Origin of the sequence: Nocardia mangyaensis (genome assembly GCF_001886715.1) — a bacterium.
GTDB classification, from domain to species: Bacteria; Actinomycetota; Actinomycetes; order Mycobacteriales; family Mycobacteriaceae; genus Nocardia; species Nocardia mangyaensis.
Window position 1 is genome coordinate 682253 of record NZ_CP018082.1, and the last position, 15975, is coordinate 698227.

A 15975-nucleotide genomic window follows, 5' to 3' on the forward strand; every position below is an offset into this window, starting at 1 on the left:
GTGGGCAACTGCCCACCGGCGCTCGGTCGGATCAGATCGAGAATCAGCTCTGGCTGATGGTCGACCAGCCCGCGACCTCTTCCGGGGTGCGGGGGCCGGGGCCGGTGTAGATGGCTGCCGGGCGGACCAGCTTGCCCAGCTGCTTCTGCTCGAGGATGTGCGCACACCAGCCCGCGGTGCGCCCACAGGTGAACATGGCGGGCATCATGTGGGCGGGGACCTCGGCGAAGTCGAGGATGACCGCGGCCCAGAATTCGACGTTGGTTTCGATGGCGCGGTCGGGGCGGCGCTCGCGGAGTTCGGCGAGGGCGGCCTGTTCGAGGGCGGCGGCCACTTCGTAGCGGGGGGCGTTGAGGCGCTTGGCGGTGGCGCGCAGGACGCGGGCGCGGGGGTCCTCGGCGCGGTAGACGCGGTGGCCGAAGCCCATCAGCTTCTCTTTGCGATCCAGGATGCCCTTGACCAGCGCGCGGGCGTCGCCGTCGCGTTCGACCGCTTCGATCATCGGCAGGACGCGGGCGGGGGCGCCGCCGTGCAGCGGGCCGGACATGGCGCCGATCGCGCCGGAGAGCGAGGCGGCCACGTCGGCGCCGGTGGAGGCGATGACGCGGGCGGTGAAGGTGGAGGCGTTCATGCCGTGTTCGGCGGCGGAAACCCAGTAGGCGTCGATCGCCTCGGTGTGCGCCGGGTCGGGGTCACCCTTCCAACGGGTCATGAAGCGCTCGGTGACGGTGGTGCACTCGTCGATCTCGCGCTGCGGGACGGCGGGCTGATAGATGCCGCGCGCGGACTGGGCGACATAGGACAGCGCCATCACCGAGGCGCGGGCGAGGTTCTCGCGGGCGGTCTCGTCGTCGATGTCGAGCAGCGGCTCGTAGCCCCAGATCGGGGCGAGCATGGCCAGGCCCGCCTGTACGTCGACGCGCACGTCACCGGTGTGCACCGGCAGCGGGAACGGCTCGGCGGGCGGCAGGCCGCGGCCGAACTGACCGTCGACCAGCAGGGCCCACACGTCACCGAAGGTCACTCGGTTGGCCACCAGGTTCTCGATGTCGACGCCGCGATATCGCAGCGCGCCACCGTCCTTGTCCGGCTCGGCGATGTCGGTGGTGAAGGCCACCACGCCTTCCAATCCGCTGACGAAATCCTGTGGTACCGAGCTGGTAGTCATGGTGACTCTCCTTGCAGGGGCATGCCGATCTCCCTGAACCATAGACCCGCAGGTACCCCGGAGTAACGTCGCCCCTATGCGTGAACTCGACCCTTCCGCGGGGGCCGCGCCCGACGCTGTCACGGGGGCGTCCTCAGAGGCGTTGGCCGACGCGGTGATCTCCGGCGCCGTCGATCTGAGCACCATGCGCGTGGACTACGGCGATCCGCAGGCGGTGCCCGCCATCGAAAACGACCTCGACGAATCGTGGGTGTCGCAGGGCTGGGAACCGTTGCTGCGCCGCTGGATCGACCAGGCGCGCACCCTGGGCGTCGCCGAACCCAACGCGATGGTGTTGGCCACCGTCTCTCTCGCCGGGCCCGCGCCGCGCCCGGTGGCGCGCACAGTGCTGTGTAAAGGGCTCTCGCCCGAGGGCGTCACCTTCTATACGAACTATGACTCCGCCAAGGGCAACCAGCTCGCCGCCGATCCGTACGCCGCGGCGACCTTCCTGTGGCCCGCGCTGGCCCGGCAGGTCCACGTGCGCGGGGTGACCGAGCGGGTGCCCGCCGAGGTGACCGAGGCCTACTGGCAGCTGCGTCCGCGCGAATCGCGGCTGGGCGCGTGGGCGTCGCGGCAGTCGCGGCCCGCGGCCTCGCGCGCCGAACTCGACCAGGCGCTGGCCGACACCGAGACCCGCTTCGCCGAGGTCGACGACATCCCGGTGCCGCCGTTCTGGGGCGGCTACCTGCTGCGCCCCGACGAGGTGGAGTTCTGGCAGGGCAGGCGCGGGCGCCTGCACAACCGGATCGTCGTGCGAATCGACGGCGCGAACACGACGATCGAACGTTTGCAGCCCTGATCTCGGCGGCGCTGCGGACGGTGATGTTGCTGAACGACGCCACCGACGAGATGTGCGGCCGTATGCGTGGCGTGTTCATCGTGGTCGTCGCAGGTGGGCCGCGGATCGGTGATGTTGCCCACGGTTTCGCCGCGGCTGGCCTGGGTACCGCTGTAGCTGCCGCCGGTGGTGGTGTGCTCGTGGTGATCGGGGTGGTGCTGGCGGCGCTGGCATTCCCGGCATTCGTCCGCTACAGGATCACGCGCGCACACGCGGCGGTGTGAGAACAGCGCTGGGTAACCCTGGTTGCTCGTTCGGACCGAACAAGAGTTAGCGTTACATCGAGCGCGCCTGTGCCGACCGCATGGGTGCCTCACGGTTCGGCGCCGGGTTTCAGGGCTCGGCGAGAATCTCAACTAGCCTGAGAGGGATCCTTCCGTGCCCGCTGAGAACATCACCAACGTCGCCGATGACGCCAAGGCGGTACTGCAGTACCCCGGTGGCGAGTTCCCGATCTCGGTCACTTCGGCCGCGGAGGGCAACGACGGACTCGACTTGGGCAAGCTGCTGGCCAGCACCGGTTACGTCACCTACGACCCCGGTTTCATGAACACCGCCTCGACCAAGTCGGCGATCACCTACATCGACGGTGAAGCGGGCATTCTGCGCTACCGCGGGTACCCGATCGATCAGCTGGCGGGCCGCTCGACGTTCATCGAGGTCAGCTACCTGCTCATCTACGGTGAGCTGCCCACCCAGGCTCAGCTCGACGAGTTCACCGATCGCATCCGTCGCCACACCCTCCTGCACGAGGACCTCAAGCGGTTCTTCGACGGCTTCCCGCGCAACGCGCACCCCATGCCGGTGCTGTCGTCCGCGGTCAACGCTCTCTCGGCGTACTACCAGGACTCGCTGGACCCGCGCGACCCCGAGCAGGTCGAGCTGTCCACCATTCGCCTGCTGGCCAAGCTGCCCACCATCGCGGCCTACTCGTACAAGAAGTCGGTCGGCCAGCCGTTCCTCTACCCGGACAACTCGCTGAGCCTGGTCGAGAACTTCCTGCGGATGACCTTCGGCTTCCCGGCCGAGCCCTACGAGGTCGACCCCGAGATCGCCGCCGCGCTCGACATGCTGCTGATCCTGCACGCCGATCACGAGCAGAACTGCTCCACCTCGACCGTGCGCCTGGTCGGCTCCTCGGATGCCAACCTGTTCACCTCGGTCTCCGGTGGCATCAACGCGCTGTGGGGCCCGCTGCACGGTGGCGCCAACCAGGCCGTGCTCGAGATGCTCGACGAGATCAAGGCCAACGGCGGCGACGTCAAGGAATTCATCCGCAAGGTCAAGAACAAGGAAGACGGCGTGAAGCTCATGGGCTTCGGGCACCGCGTCTACCGCAACTACGACCCGCGCGCCACCCTGGTCAAGCAGGCCGCCGACAAGATCCTGTCGAAGATCGGCGGCGACGACCAGCTGCTCGACATCGCCAAGCAGCTCGAAGAGGCCGCCCTCACCGACGACTACTTCGTCTCGCGTCGCCTGTACCCGAACGTCGACTTCTACACCGGCGTCATCTACCGGGCCATGGGCTTCCCGACTCGCATGTTCACCGTGCTGTTCGCGATGGGCCGGCTGCCGGGCTGGATCGCGCACTGGCGCGAGATGCACTCCGAGCCGCTCAAGATCGGCCGTCCGCGCCAGATCTACACCGGCTACGGTGAGCGTGACTACCGTGACATCGCTGGCCGTTAGCCCGAACTGAAACTATCGAAGGGGATAGCCGAATGACCAAGCCGGAGATCGAATTCCAGGAGGGCCCCGCGCCCACCGAACTCGTGATCAAAGACCTCGTCGTGGGCGAAGGCGCCGAAGCCGTGCCCGGTGGCACCGTCGAGGTGCACTACGTCGGCGTCGAATTCGAGTCCGGCGAGCAGTTCGACTCCTCGTGGGATCGTGGCGAGTCCATCGTCTTCCCGCTGCGTGGTCTGATCCAGGGCTGGCAGGACGGCATCCCGGGGATGAAGGTCGGCGGCCGCCGCCAGCTCACCATTCCCCCGGAGCTCGCCTACGGCAACGCCGGTGCGGGTCATCAGCTCTCCGGCAAGACCCTGGTCTTCGTGATCGATCTGCTCGAGGCGAACTGACCCGAAAACATAACTGCGGCCCGCTTTCCAGGATGGAAGGCGGGCCGCAGTCGCGTTCGCTGGCGTGTTGCGTGAATTCGGTTGTGCGAATTTGCTATCAGCGCTGTCATCAGCTACGAATGCTCGTGTCCATGACAGTGAGCTGATCGATTCGCCCGGGGTTCGGGGCTTCTTCGGGGGTTTCGGAAGGAGATTCTCGATCATGTTCCACAGCAAGAGCGTTCGGCACCTGTTGGCCGGTGTGCTGCCGGTGGCGGTGGCGATGAGCCTGGTCGGCGCGGGAGTCTCGGCCGCCGAGTCCGATCAGCAGGCCCGCTACGCCGCCGGGCTGTCCAGTGTGGGCGAGACCGACGGGGTCGGATATCGCAGCACCGTCGCGCCGGACCTGAAGACGGTGTCCGCCTCGCTGGAGGAGGGCCGGTTCGTGCTCGCGCCCGACGCGGGCGGGGTGATTGTCGAGTCGGCCACCGGGAGCCCGATCGGGGAGATCCCCGCCTCGTTCACCACGGCCGCGGGCAATGTCATCGACCTGGCCACCGAGATCGCCGCCGACGGCCGCGGCCTGACGGTGACCCCGCAGATCACCCCCGCCGCCGCGACCGAACTGAAGGACATCGCGACCGTCCCCACCGCCCAGTTCCCGGACCCGGTGCAGAACGGCGCCGCCGCGGGCGCGGGCATCGGCGCGCTCATCGCCGCCGTGGTGTGCTTGCCCTCCTTGATGGCCTTCCTGATCGTCTACGTCCCGTGTGTCGGCCTGGTCGGCCTGCCCAACGCACTCGTCGGCGCGCTGATCGGCGCCGTGGTGGGCGCGGTTGCCCCCGAGGTGATTCCCCAGGTCCTGCCCTGAGCGTGGAAACTGGTGTGGCCCGGTCGATCCGACCGGGCCACACTGCTGCTATTCGCGCACGACCTCTACCGGATCGGTCAGTGCCAGGGCCAGGGCGGACTGCTGGGCCTGGCCGCGCGGGGGCAGGGCGTCGAGGGCCTTACCGGTCTGGTCGGTGAGGTTGCCGACGATGTTCTGCAGCGCGCCGACGCCGCCGGTGAGCTGTTCGATGGCCGAGACGAGCTGGGCGCCACCCTGTTCGGCGAGGGCGGGCAGGCCCTCGGCGAGTTCGGCGCCCTGGGTGAGCTGGTCACGGGCGCTGTTGAGGCGGTCGACGACCGTGCGCAGCAGGGTGCCCAGCTCGGTGTTCGGGTCGACGGCGGCACCGGTCAGCTCGCTGAGACCGTCGAGCTGGGTGCCCGCCTGATTCGACACCCCGCGCAGCGCTTCGAGTTTGGTGATGATGTCGGCGAGCTGCGGGTCACCGGCGAACGGTAGGGCGTGCAGCAGCGGCAGGATCTGGTCGAGGCCCGCGCCGAGTGCGGCGGCGCTGTTCTGGACACCGGCGATGGTCACCCCGGTCGCGTCGAGCGCGTCGGCGAGCTGATCGGCCTGCTTGGCCGCGCCGTCGACGGTCTGGTTCAGCAGCTCGATGGCCGAGGTGAGCTGCCCCGCACCCTCCTTCGCGAAATCGAGGAAGCCGAGCATCTCCTCGGCGCCGCCGCTGAACTGGTCGGCGCCCGCAGCGGCCGCGTTCACGCCCGCGTTGAGCAGCTGCGCGGTGAACTGCACCGAGGTCATCTGATTGCGGGCCTGCGAGACCGCCGCCAGTGCCGCGTCCACCCCGGACGCGCCGATCCGGTGGGTCACCACGTCGACCGCGCCGTTCACGGTGCCCTGATCGGCGCCGTCGTGCGTGGTCACGGTGACCTTGGCGCGCTGGGGGTCCAGGGTCGCCAGCGTGGCCATCGAGGAGGTGAGGTCGGCGGGCAGGGTGATCACCGCGGCGTAGTCACCGGCGTCGATCTCGCCCGGTTTCGCCACCGTCCACTCGTAGCCGCCGGCGTCCTGCACGGCCTTGACCACTCGCTCGCCGGTCGGGCCGGTATCGGCGTTCACCAGGGCGATTCCGGTGGGTGCCGAGTCGGGGCCCGCGCAGGCGGCGACGGCGCCGCCCGCGAGCAGGACAGCGGTGGCGAGGCAGAGCAGACGAAGCCGTTTGTCGATCACGATCGCGACGGTATCGAGCGTCTTCGGTGTCGGTCGTGGGAGATGTCTGAGAGTTCGGTGAGGATGCGCGCCGCCGGGATCCGGCGGTGTGCCGAATCGACCGTGCGGCGATAGCTCGTCTTGATCATTATGGCTTGCGTCACAACAACTCCCGAAGTGCCGGTCGATCCGGTACAAATTTTGGGTCAATCGACATCGAAATTTTTTCGATTCGTCCGGGGGGTTCGGGGATTCTTCGGGGGCGTCGGGAGGGAGTTCATCGAACATGTTCCACCGCAGCATCATTCGTACGGGCCGTCGCGCGGTCGTCGCCGCGCTGCCGCTGGCCGTTGCCGCGTCGCTCGTCACCGCGGGTACGGCGGCCGCCGACGTGACCGTCGAGCAGCAGGCCGGGATCGCCACCGGGCTGTCGAGTGAGGGCGTCGCCGATGGCGTCGGCTACCGCACCGTGGTCGCGCCGGACCTGCGCACCATCTCCGCCACCGTCGACAACGGCCGCTTCGTACTCACCCACGACGCGGTGAACGTGGTCTCCGACACCGGCGCCACCGTCGGCACGCTGCCGCTGAAGCTCGACACCGTCACCGGCAACGCCATCGCGGTGGCCTCGGTGGTCTCCGCCGACGGCAAGACGCTGTCGATCGCCCCGCAGCTGTCCACCGACACCAGCGCCGAGCTGAAGTCCATCGCCACCAACCCCGAAGCGGCCAACCACGATCCCGTCCAGAACGGTGCCGCCGCCGGCGCCACGGTCGGCGCGATCGCCGCGGCGATCCTGTGCGTGCCCGCCCTGGCCGCGTTCATCATCGGCTACGTGTTCTGCGCGATCCCGTCGGTGATCTCGACTGCCATCACCGGAGCGGTGATCGGCGCCGTGATCGGTCTGGTCATCCCGGAGGCCGTGCCGCAGGTCCTGCCCTGATCTGATGGCTCGCCATCGGTAGAACGTCTGCGCGCCCGTGACTTTCGAGTCACGGGCGCGTTGCTGTGTGTGCGGTCAGTCGGTCGAGCGAATCGGCAGGACCAGCACCAGACGCGCGCCGCCGAGGCCGCTGGTCTCGAAATAGGTGCTGCCGCCGTGCAGTTGGGCCTGCTGGGCGACCAGTGCCAGGCCGAGGCCGGAGCCGCCCTTGGTCGCGCGGCTGCCACGGAAGAACCGCTGGAACACGGCCTCGCGTTCGGCCGGAGGGATGCCGGAGCCGTTGTCGTCGACGGCGATGACGATGTGTTCGCCGTGGCGGTGCGCGGAGACGACCGCCTCGGTGGCACCGCCGTGGCGCACGGAGTTGGTGAGCGCGTTGTCCACGGCCAGGCGCAGACCGGCGGGCAGACCTCGGGTCACCAGCGCGGCGTCGGTGTCGATACGCACGGACAGGCCGGGGTTGTGACGCATCGCGTCGTGGGCGGCCTGGTCGCACAGGTCGGCCACATCGGTGGGCACGTGGTCGGCCTCGGCGGTGAGATCGCCGCGGGCCAGCCGTTCCAGCGCGGTGAGGGTGCTCTCCACGCGGGTCTCGTTGCGGGCGAGGTCGTCGAGGATCTCGCGGCGTTGTTCGTCGGTGAGGTCCAGGGTGCGCAGGACCTCGAGGTCGGTGCGGATCGCGGTGAGCGGGGTCCGCAGCTCGTGCGCGGACACGGCGGCGAAATCACGGGCGGTCTCCAGCGCGGCGGCGGTCTCGGCCTGTGCCTCGTCGACGCGGGCCAGCATGGTGTTGACCGCCTCGGCCAGCTTCACGGCCTCGTCGACCCCGGAACCGTCGACCGGTGGCGCCCCGGCGTCGGGGGCACCGAAAGCGCTGCGTGCCGACACCTGCCTGGTCAGCCTCACGATCGGGCCGACCGCGCGCCCGGCGAGCAGCCAGCCGAGCGCCGCGGCGGCCGCCACCGCGATCGCGGCGCCCGCGAGCACCCAGCGTTGTTGATCGGCGGTCGCCCGCGTGGCCTCGGTGGTCGGGATGGCGAGTGAGACGGTTCGCCCCTGCGGCTGGTTCTCCGTGGTGGTCAGCACCCGGTAGGGCTGGTCGTTCACCTCGACGGTCTGCGAGCCGGGCGAAAGATCCGGCAGCTGGGTCGAACTCGACGCGGTCACCTGACCGTTGTCGCGCACGGTGAGCGCCATGGTGGTCTGCAGGCCGGTCAGATTGACGAATCCGGTCGCCAGGACCGGCTCGATCAGCACGATGCGTGAGGCGATCTCGAGCTGCTGATCGGTTTGGGTCACATTGTTGCGTTCGATGGCCTGGAATCCGACGAACGCGGCGATCGAGACGATGATCACCGCACCGGCCGCCGCTGCGCCGGCCACCCGAGTTCGCAGCGAAAAAGATTGTCTCCGACGGCGTTTCGGTGGCGGCTCGGTCATTTCGGTTCCCTGAGCACGAATCCGACCCCGCGAATCGTATGCAGAATCCTTGGCGTGTCATCTATTTCGAGTTTGCGGCGCAGGTAGCCGACGAACACATCGACGACATTCGTATCGGCTATGAAATCGTAGCCCCACACCAATTCCAGCAGCCGTTCTCTGGTGAGCACCACACCCGCATTCCGCGCCAACGTCGACAGCAATTCGAATTCCCTTTTGGTGAGCTCGATTTCCTGCCCGCGCACCAACGCGCGATACCCCGCGACATCGAGTTGCAGCGGCCCGACGGTGATCGCGCCGGGCGCCACCGTGTCGGGCGTGTCGGTCCGGCGGCGCAGCAGCGCGCGGATACGGGCCACCAGTTCCGCGAGCTCGAACGGCTTGACCAGATAGTCGTCGGCGCCGGACTCGAGCCCGGCGATCCGGTCGTCGACCGAGGCGCGTGCCGACAGCACGCAGATCGGCACGTCGTTGCCCATCGCGCGCAGCGCCGTCACCACCCCGGCGCCGTCGAGGACCGGCATGTTCATGTCGAGCACCACCGCGTCGGGCGCCTGCTCGGCGACCGCCCGTAGTGCGGCCGCGCCGTCGCGCGCGACGAGCACCCGGAACCCGGAAAGCCGCAGGCCACGTTCGACCGAGGCGAGGACATCCTCGTCATCGTCGACGACCAGGACGGTGGAGGCAGCGCTACGTTCGGTCACGCCGCAATCCTATTGGCGTGCCCAGCTGTGCAACGGCCGCACCGCTCAGGAAGTCGGGGCCACCGGGTCGCCGTCGCGCTCGGCAGCGGTGTTGTCGGTGGGCGGGGCCGGGGTGCCGAGCGGGGGGTTGGCGAGGATGCGGTCCGAGAGCGCGGTGAGTACCGCCGGGTCCTCGATGGTGGCCGGGGTCTCGACCTGTTCACCGGCGGTGAGCTGGCGGATCGTCTTGCGCAGGATCTTGCCGGAGCGGGTCTTGGGCAGCCCGGTGACGATGATCGCGTCGTGCAGGGTGGCGATCGCGCCGATCTGGCCGCGCACCCGCTCGATCAGCTCGTCGCGCAGCTGCTCGGGATCGATCTCCACACCCTGCTTGAGTACCACGTAGGCCAGCGGCAGGCTGCCTTTGAGCTCGTCGGGCATGCCGATCACCGCGCATTCGGCGATGGCTTCGTGCCCGGAGATCGCGGCCTCGATACTGCCCGCCGAGAGCCGGTGCCCGGCGATGTTGATCACGTCGTCGCTGCGGCCGAGGACGTAGAGGTAGCCGTCCTCGTCGAAGTAGCCGGAGTCGCCGGTGAGGTAGTGGCCGGGGAAGGTCGCCAGGTAGGAGCGGATGAACCGCTCCCGATCGCGCCACAGGCCGGTCAGCGTGCCGGGCGGCAGCGGCAGTCCGATGACGATGTTGCCCTCGACGCCGGTCGCCACCGGATTGCCGTTCGCGTCGAGCACCCGCAACCGGTAGCCGGGTACCGGCACACAGGCCGAACCCGCTTTGACGGGCAGTTCCTGCAGGCCGAGCGGGTCGGCGCAGATCGGCCAGCCGGTCTCGGTCTGCCACCAGTGATCGACCACCGGGCAGTCGTCCCGCCCGGCGAGCAGCACCTCGGAGGTCCACTCGAACGTGGCCGGGTCGAGACGCTCGCCCGCGCAGAACAGCGCCCGCAGCCGGGACAGATCGGAGCGGTGGGCGATGGTGGCTTCCGGGTCGGCGCGGCGGATCGCGCGCAACGCGGTCGGCGCGGTGAACAGCACCCGCACGTCGTGCTCGTCGACGATCCGCCAGAAGACGCCCGCGTCGGGGGTGCCGACCGGTTTGCCCTCGTAGAGCACGGTCGTCGCGCCGATCAGCAGGGGCGCGTAGATGATGTAGGAGTGGCCGACGACCCAGCCGACATCGGAGGACGCCCAGAACACCTCACCCGGGTTGACGTTGTAGATGTTGCGCATCGACCACGACAGCGCGACCGCGTGCCCGCCGTTGTCGCGGACCACGCCCTTGGGCCGTCCGGTGGTCCCCGAGGTGTAGAGGATGTAGAGCGGATCGGTCGCGGCCACCGAGACCGGCTCGGCGGGGGACACCCCGGCGATGGTGGCGTCCCAGTCGACCCAGCGGGCCGCGACGGTCTGCTCCGAGGACGGCAGCACGTCGGTGGCGGGCATCGCGGCGGAGAACTCGATGGTCGGGAACTGCGGCCGCTGCTTGACGATCACGGTGCGCACCGAGGCGGTCGTCGTCAGGTCGAGGGCCTGCATCACGATCGGCGGGTAGTCGACGCGGCGGTGGGGTTCCAGCCCGCCCGAGGCGGTGATCACCAGGACCGGTTCGGCGTCGTCGATGCGGGCCGCGAGCTCGGGCGCGGCGAACCCGCCGAACACCACCGAGTGCACCGCCCCGATACGCGCGCAGGCCAACATGGCGACGACCGCTTCGGGGATCATCGGCAGATAGATCACCACTCGATCACCGGCCACCACGCCGAGATCGCGCATGGCTCCGGCGAATCGGGCTACTTCGTCGAGCAATTCGGCATAGGTATAAACGGAAGTGGTGTCCGTCATAGCGGAGACATATATGAGGGCGGGTTGATCGGCGTGTCCGCCCTCGGCGACGGTGCCCGCTCGCACATGGCGGTCCAGCGCGTTCACGCAGGTATTGAGCCGGGCATCGGGGAACCAGCGAGCCGAACGCTTGTCGGCGGCGTCGAGGATCTGCTGTGGTTCGACATCCCACTCGATGCTCTGAGCTGCGGAGGACCAGAACTCGGCCGGGTCGACCAGACTGGTCTGATAGACCGGCCGGTACTCGTGTTCGGTGTCCAACCCCGTGACTCCCTAGCCTCGCTTCGATGCCCGCTCGATAGATCCTGATGATTGTGGCAGACTTCACGCGACACCCGAGGGGGTGCCGCGACCTTTGGTTTTGCCTGGAACGGGCAGGTCATCGCGCGGACCTCGACCGGGAGTCAGCCAAGAAGTTATTGATCCGTTAGAATCTGATGTCACTTATTCGGGCAGTCGTAGACGCAATTTCTCGGCCAGCCGCAGTTCTCGGCCAGCACCGCCTGGCGAGCCAGCATTGCGCGTGTGGAGGTTCGCTGATGGCGCTTGGTAGACGAGGCCAGTTTGGAAAGTGAGTGGGAGATGCGTGACGCCGCTAGGTCCGGCAGCAAGCGCTGGGCGCTCGGCAACTGGGACCTGCGTTGGAAGGTTACGGCCGTGCTGGCCGTGCCACTCGCGGTCGCGGTCGGGCTCGGCGTGTCGAGAATTACCGCTGAGTTCTCGGAGGCCAACCGGCTGTCGAGCATCAACGAGCAGGTAGACACGATTCCATCGGTCACCGGGCTGAGCGCTACCTCGGCCAGGGTGACGGGTAGCCAGATGGTCCCCGCCGGGCCGGGGGTCACCCTGGTCACCGACCAGGACCTCACCGACCTCGACGCCGCGATCGGCGCGGCCGAGGCCTCACTGGGCAGGCTCACCGACCTGCCGAAGGCACACGACGCGCTCGAGCGGATGATCGCGCAGGCCAAGTCCGTGCGTGCGCAGGGCAAGGCGCTGACCTCCTCGGCCGAACCGGCGCTGGCCGCCGTCGATCAGGTGCGCCGCGACAGCGTGTCCATCGTGGAGACCACCGTCGCGCAGGTGAGCGACCCGGTGATGGACACCGCCAAGCTGCGCCTGGTCGACGCGCTCAACACCCGCTCGGTCCTCGTCTCCGAGCTCGCCGCCATCTCCGAGATCCTGCGTGGCCTGCCGACCGGTCAGCAGAACTACCTCACCGGTGTCGGCACCGAGTTGCACATGCTCGATGTGCTCGCCAACCGGTTGCCCGACGGCAACCAGGTGATCGCCGATCTGCAGGCGCAGGCAGGCATCCGCCAGAACCTGATGAGCGGTCCCGACGTCCAGGCGGGCAAGCTGCCGGTCGGCGAGATGCGTACCTCGCTGTACACCAGTCTCGTCGGCTATCAGGGCCTCGTCGACGAGGCATCCAGGGACATCGAGATCGCGATGGACGATCTCACCTCATCGGCCGCGACCGGTGCCTGGACCTACACCGGCGTCGTCATCGCCACCATCCTCGCCGCGCTCCTGCTGGCTGTGTTCGTCGCCCGCTCGATGATCGTGCCGCTGCACCGGCTGCGCCTGGCCGCGCTGCGCGTCGCCGAATCCGATCTGCCGCACGAGGTCGCCCAGCTCCGCAACGGCGCCGCCCCTGAGGACGTGCCGCTCGAGCCGATGCCGGTGCGCTCCGACGAGGAGATCGGCCAGCTCGCCCGCGCCGTCGACGACATCCACGGCCAGGCGCTGCGCCTGGCCAGTGACCAAGCGCAGATGCGTTCCCAGGTCAACGACATGTTCGAGACCCTGGCCCGGCGCTCCAAGTCGCTCGTCGACCATCAGCTCACCCTCATCGAGGCGATGGAGTACGACGAGAAGGACCCGCGCCTGCTCGAGAACCTCTTCCGGCTCGACCACCTCGCGGCGCGCATGCGGCGTAACGGTGACAACCTGCTCATCCTCGCCGGTACCAAGCAGCGGCGTACCAAGTCCGCGCCGGTCGAGATCGCCGACGTGCTGCGTGCCGCGATCTCCGAGGTCGAGGACTACGAGCGGGTCAAGCTCGGCGCCACCCCACGCGGTTCGCTGGTCGAACCGGCCGCCTCCGACCTGGCGCACCTGTTCGCCGAGCTGCTCGACAACGCGCTGCGGGCCTCCCCGCCGGAGACCGACGTCAAGTTCACCTTCGCCCAGGCCCACGACCAGGGTCTGCTGATCGAGGTGGCCGACCGCGGTATCGGTATGCCGCCCGCGGAGATGACCGACATCAACCGCAGGCTCGAGCAGGCCGCCGAGCCCGGTCCCGACACCGCCCGCCACATGGGTCTGTTCGTGGTCGGCAGGCTGGCCGAGCGGCACGGGCTCACCGTGCGGCTGCGTCCGACCTTCGACACTGCGCGTGATCCCGGCGTCACCGTCACCGTGCACGTCCCGGTCGGCCTGATCGTCGCGGGCGCCGGTGGGCCGATGGTGCCGCCGCAGCAGCTCTCGCAGCAGCAGCGCCCGAACCCGCAGAACCAGCCGAACCCACAGAACCCGCAGAACCAGCCGCCGCCGAGCACCATGCAGACCCGCGCGATCACCCGGACTCCGGGTGGCAACGTGATGGTCACCGTCGACCCCGGTGTCAGCGGCCCGATCGCGGCCGGCCCCGGTGGCGGGTTGCCGCAGCGTCAGCCGGGCAATTCGATGGCGCAGGGGCTGCAGCAGGACGCGGCCGAGCAGTCCTCGCCGACTTTGCGTCCGCCCGCACCCGGTCAGGGCAATGTTCCGCAGCGTGGCAAGCTGGCCGCGGCGAGCCTGCCCAAGCGCTCGGTGACACCGGGCGGACCGCCTCGCCCGCCGGGACAGCCTGGTGCGCCGGGACCGCAGGGCGGCCCGGGTGAGCAGAAGCCCGCCGCGGCGCCGTCGTCGTCCGGTGGTCTGCCGGTGCGTCAGCCCGGCGCCAATGGTGCGCCGTCGCGCGCCGATACGCCGCAGCCGCCGCGTGATGCCGCGCCGCCGCAGCGGGGGAGCGCCCCAGGTGGCCTGCCGCAGCGTTCGCCGGGCGCCAATGGCGCGCCGCAGCGTGATCCGTCCTCGGGTCTCCCACAGCGTGATCCGTCGAACCGCCTGCCCCAGCGTGAGCCGACCGGCGGCCTGCCGCAGCGTGAGCCGACCGGCGGCCTGCCGCAGCGTGAGCCGACCGGCGGCCTGCCGCAGCGTGAGCCGACCGGTGGTTTGCCGCAGCGTGACCAAACCGGTGGGCTCCCGCCGCGTGATCCGGCGACCGGTCTGCCGCAGCGTGGCCCCGGTGCCCAGCGTGATCCGACCGGTGGTCTGCCGCAGCGTGATCCGTCCTCCGGTCTGCCGCAGCGTGGTGGGCAGGGTGGCGCCGCACCGCAGCGAGACTCCGAGCCGGTGCAGCGTGACCCGTCGACCGGTCTGCCGCAGCGCGCGAACCCGGTCAACGGTCTGCCGCAGCGTGATCCGGTACCGCGTCTGCCGCACCGGGACCAGACCGGTGGTCTGCCCCAGCGTGAGCCGACTGGCGGTCTCCCGCAGCGTGACCCCAGTGGTCAGCGTGATCCGGCCACCGGCCTCCCACAGCGTGACCCCAGTGGTCAGCGTGAGCCGACTGGCGGTCTCCCGCAGCGTGACCAGACCGGTGGTCTGCCCCAGCGTGACCCGGTCAACGGTCTCCCGCAGCGTGATTCGACTGGTGGTCTGCCCCAGCGTGATCCGGCTTCCGGTCTCCCGCAGCGCGACGATCGGCCGACCGGTCTGCCGCAGCGCGACCCCGCGGGCCAGCGCCCGGCCGGTGGTCTGCCGCAGCGTGATCCGGCCGACAACGGCGGGCCGCAGCGCTCGCCCGCGTCCGGTCTGCCGCCCCGGGATGCCCCCAACAGCCCGGCTGGGCCGAATGGGCTGCCGCAACGTGCTCCCGGGGCTACTGTGGTACCGCAGGCGAACGCTGAGCCCGGAGTGGCTCTGCCCCAACGGGATCGGGATCCTGCAGGGCCGGAGGGCGCTGCGTCGGCAGGGCGCGATCCGGGTCGGCACAGCTACCGGTCGAATCCGGCCAAGGCTGCGTCGTTCTTCCAGACCAGGTTGCAGCCGGCACCGGAAGGCGATTCCGTCATGGGCGGCACGCCGATCTTCGCGGAGATGATGTCGGCGTGGCTCACGGACGAGAATTCCGACCGGTCCCAGATGGCCGCCGCCTTCGAATCCCCCGGTGACGAAGGATGGCAGGCCGCACGCCGGGCCAGCGAGGCCAAGCCCGAGGTACGGACCGCTGCGGGCTTGCCTCAGCGCAGCCCGGGCGGAAGGCTCGTACCCGGTGGTGTCACCGGTAAGGCCGACAGCACCCCGACCCGTGATCCCGAAACGATCAGGTCCAGCTTGAGTCGTCACCAGCAAGGCGTCCGGGATGGCCGAGCGATGAAGGCAATGAACCTAACCGGAGATAAAGGAGACCGATGAACCCCGATCTAGGTGGTACGAACCGTCAGCTGGATTGGCTGGTTTCGAACTTCGCCAACGAGGTTCCTGGCGTAGCCCATGCCGTCCTGGTCTCGGCTGACGGCCTGCTGATGGCCGCGAGCGCACAGCTTCCGGTCGACCGCGCGGAACAGCTCTCCGCCGTGACCGCCGGACTGGCGAGCCTTTCCGTTGGTGTGTCGAATCTGTTCGAAGGCGGTACGGTACTGCAGTCCGTCGTCGAGATGGAGCACGGCTACCTACTGCTCATGGCAGTCGGTGACGGCTCTTATCTAGCGGTCCTGACCAATACGTCTTGCGACATCGGTCAGGTCGGATACGAAATGGCCTTGTTGGTCGAGCGTGTGGGTCAGACCGTGCAGGCCACGCCACGCGTCACGATGGGTTCCTGATG

General features: G+C 69.2%; 12 protein-coding genes and 1 pseudogene. 8 read left to right on the plus strand and 5 right to left on the minus strand.

From position 1 onward, the window contains the following. Window positions 1-43: 43 nt before the first annotated feature. Window positions 44-1168: a citrate synthase 2 gene (locus tag BOX37_RS03200; protein ID WP_071926319.1), complete on the minus strand. Its 1125-nt coding sequence runs from the start codon at window positions 1166-1168 to the stop codon at window positions 44-46. A gap of 76 nt (window positions 1169-1244) precedes the next feature. Between BOX37_RS03200 and pdxH the strand changes: the two genes are divergently transcribed. The 5 genes and pseudogenes from pdxH to BOX37_RS03225 all read left to right on the plus strand — a co-directional run bounded on the left by pdxH (window position 1245) and on the right by BOX37_RS03225 (window position 4982). Then, window positions 1245-2009, plus strand: coding sequence for a pyridoxamine 5'-phosphate oxidase (gene pdxH / locus BOX37_RS03205; RefSeq protein WP_084759393.1), 765 nt, complete (start codon window positions 1245-1247; stop codon window positions 2007-2009). Then, window positions 2006-2272 (plus strand): annotated as a pseudogene (locus tag BOX37_RS03210) (MFS transporter); the annotation flags it as partial. The gene pdxH and the pseudogene BOX37_RS03210, both read left to right, overlap by 4 nt. A 154-nt stretch (window positions 2273-2426) precedes the next feature. Next, window positions 2427-3740, plus strand: a complete 1314-nt coding sequence (locus BOX37_RS03215) for a citrate synthase (RefSeq protein WP_084759394.1) — start codon at window positions 2427-2429, stop codon at window positions 3738-3740. Between the two features lie 32 nt (window positions 3741-3772). Further along, window positions 3773-4132, plus strand: a complete 360-nt coding sequence (locus BOX37_RS03220; RefSeq protein ID WP_071926322.1) for an FKBP-type peptidyl-prolyl cis-trans isomerase — start codon at window positions 3773-3775, stop codon at window positions 4130-4132. Between the two features lie 202 nt (window positions 4133-4334). Beyond that, window positions 4335-4982, plus strand: a complete 648-nt coding sequence (locus tag BOX37_RS03225) for a DUF8020 domain-containing protein (protein ID WP_071926324.1) — start codon at window positions 4335-4337, stop codon at window positions 4980-4982. 48 nt (window positions 4983-5030) lie between these two features. Here the strand turns inward: BOX37_RS03225 and BOX37_RS03230 are convergent, their stop codons facing one another. Then, window positions 5031-6191: a YhgE/Pip domain-containing protein gene (locus tag BOX37_RS03230; RefSeq protein WP_071926326.1), complete on the minus strand. Its 1161-nt coding sequence runs from the start codon at window positions 6189-6191 to the stop codon at window positions 5031-5033. A 265-nt stretch (window positions 6192-6456) separates the two neighbouring features. Between BOX37_RS03230 and BOX37_RS03235 the strand changes: the two genes are divergently transcribed. Continuing rightward, entirely contained in the window at window positions 6457-7113 is a 657-nt protein-coding gene (locus tag BOX37_RS03235; protein ID WP_071926327.1) for a DUF8020 domain-containing protein, read from the plus strand. 75 nt (window positions 7114-7188) lie between these two features. Here BOX37_RS03235 and BOX37_RS03240 read toward each other — a convergent pair whose 3' ends face one another. Genes BOX37_RS03240 through BOX37_RS03250 form a run of 3 tightly spaced genes read right to left on the minus strand, consistent with a single transcriptional unit; the run spans window position 7189 to window position 11357 of the window. Next, complete coding sequence (locus BOX37_RS03240; protein WP_206045758.1) at window positions 7189-8553, minus strand: sensor histidine kinase; 1365 nt, start codon at window positions 8551-8553, stop codon at window positions 7189-7191. Further along, window positions 8550-9257 carry a response regulator transcription factor gene (locus BOX37_RS03245; protein ID WP_071926333.1) on the minus strand — a complete coding sequence of 236 codons (708 nt, stop codon included), beginning with the start codon at window positions 9255-9257 and terminating at the stop codon, window positions 8550-8552. The genes BOX37_RS03240 and BOX37_RS03245 overlap by 4 nt, the downstream gene beginning before the upstream one ends. Before the next feature lie 45 nt (window positions 9258-9302). After that, a complete protein-coding gene (locus BOX37_RS03250; protein WP_071926335.1) occupies window positions 9303-11357 on the minus strand; it encodes an AMP-binding protein in 2055 nt (684 codons plus the stop codon). Window positions 11358-11678: 321 nt separating this feature from the next. On the opposite strand from BOX37_RS03250, the gene BOX37_RS03255 reads away from it, so the two are divergent. Together BOX37_RS03255 and BOX37_RS03260 are read left to right on the plus strand one after the other, a co-directional pair. Further along, window positions 11679-15563 carry a sensor histidine kinase gene (locus BOX37_RS03255; RefSeq protein ID WP_084759395.1) on the plus strand — a complete coding sequence of 1295 codons (3885 nt, stop codon included), beginning with the start codon at window positions 11679-11681 and terminating at the stop codon, window positions 15561-15563. Next, entirely contained in the window at window positions 15560-15973 is a 414-nt protein-coding gene (locus tag BOX37_RS03260; RefSeq protein WP_011207200.1) for a roadblock/LC7 domain-containing protein, read from the plus strand. The genes BOX37_RS03255 and BOX37_RS03260 overlap by 4 nt, the downstream gene beginning before the upstream one ends. The last annotated feature ends 2 nt before the right edge of the window (window positions 15974-15975 follow it).